This is a genomic window from Paraburkholderia humisilvae (assembly GCF_902859855.1).
GTDB classification, from domain to species: domain Bacteria; phylum Pseudomonadota; class Gammaproteobacteria; order Burkholderiales; family Burkholderiaceae; genus Paraburkholderia; species Paraburkholderia humisilvae.
This window is the reverse complement of sequence record NZ_CADIKH010000312.1, coordinates 1-1629: the sequence shown is the minus strand read 5'-3', so window position 1 is coordinate 1629 and position 1629 is coordinate 1. Positions and strand designations below refer to the sequence as shown.

1 protein-coding gene is annotated in these 1629 nt (G+C 61.8%); it reads right to left on the bottom strand.

Annotated elements, in window-relative coordinates; genetic code table 11:
* Window positions 1-133 precede the first annotated feature (133 nt).
* On the bottom strand, window positions 134-1435 hold the full coding sequence (locus tag HV796_RS42180) for an IS701 family transposase (protein ID WP_175233535.1): 1302 nt from the start codon (window positions 1433-1435) through the stop codon (window positions 134-136).
* Between the last annotated feature and the right edge of the window lie 194 nt (window positions 1436-1629).

The following is a 1629-nucleotide window of genomic DNA, read 5'->3' as shown; positions in this document are numbered from 1 at the left end:
AGCTCGACCATGCGAGCCCGGAATTCCGCAGGGTATGGGGTACGATGCTTGCCCATTTCCGGCACCTCCTTCTCAAAAGAATAGGTGTCCGTTTTTCTGGGTCAATCTCAGATAGCGAATGGTCGCGAGCGAATCAGGCGTGTGGGGTTGCGCGCGGCGGACGTCCCCTCGCAATGTAATCTTCGGGAACACCAGGCGTCTGGCGTGCTGCGAAGTTTTTTTTGGCGCTGAGCGCAGCGCCGGTAGCGAGACGTTCAGAGAGCAGAAATCCGTAGGCCGCAATGGCCAGCGCCGCATGGTGATGAAACCCCCGCCATCCTCGACCTTCATAGTGCCCAAGCCCCAGTTCCTGCTTCAGATCCTGGTAGTCCCGTTCAATGCGCCAGCGCATGTGCGCATACGCCACGAGTTGCGCCAGCGCGGTGTCGGCTGGCAGGTTGGAGAGGTAGTATTTCAGCGGGTCTACGTCGTCAGCTGGCCATTCGATGAGCAGCCACTGCCCGGGGCGTAACCGCGCCTTGCCGGTATTGCCGCCCGCATGGCGCACACGAACCGCTGCGAATCGCCCGCTGAGCGTTTCGTTCGAACCCTCGCGCCAACTGAGCGTCGTGAAGGCGCTAGCAGGCAGTGAATGGGCCAGTTCTTTCACGTTCACCGGTTGCCGGGAGGGCGTACGGCGGGGCACCACAGGCGGGCGGCCCATGCCTGCATATCGTTTCGGCGGCAATGGTTCGACGCCCGGTGGCCAGACCACCAGCGCCGACGTGATACCGACCACATATGCCAGGCTCAGATCATCCAGATGTTGGCGCAATGCGTTATCGATGCCGTAGCCTGCATCAGCGAGCACGCAGTGCCGTGGCGCCCCGGCGGCCAGCAAGGTCTCGATCTGCCGCAGTGCGATCTGCGGCCTGGTCTCAAACCCGATATGCGCAGGAATGCCGGCTCTCGCGCGTCGTTCGTCATCTTCTGCCCAGTCCTGCGGCACATGGAGTTGCCACGCCACCGGAATGCTGGCCTGCTCGCAGGCCAGAGAGACACTCACTGCGACCTGGCAATTATCCTGTTTGCCGAGCACGCCGCAGTACTGGCGGGCCACGCCGACCGAATGACGCCCCTTCTTCGGGAAGCCCGTGTCGTCCACTATCCAGAAGCCACCGTCCGAAAAATCCATTCGCGGCACGACCCACTGACAGACCCGACGCAGCAGTTCATCGTCCGGCCAGTCGGCCTTGGCAACGAAGTGGTGCAAGGCCTGATGCCGCGCGCTGGCGTGAAGCGGGTCCATACTGGCGGCCATCGGTTCGACGCTCTTGCGCGTCAATGGCAGCATCAGGCCGGTGCAATAGGCATTCAGGCCCGCGTGACGGTCCGCATGGCCCAGGCCTGCCGCCAGATGCTCAATGTACTGCTCAAACCGCGTTTGCGCGTTCATTGATTCTCGCTTTATGCCTGGGTATCCTTATTGTATTTGAAGGCCACTTCCGGGTAAATCAAGTTACGTGATTTTTAAGAGGATAGCCTCACACCCTCCCGGGCATAGGGCCCCCGAAGAACGGAGCGTGCGACTTTCACCGCACTCCGCTCGCGCACAGCATTAAGCGTCGTGCTGACGCCGGTCTCGCCGCA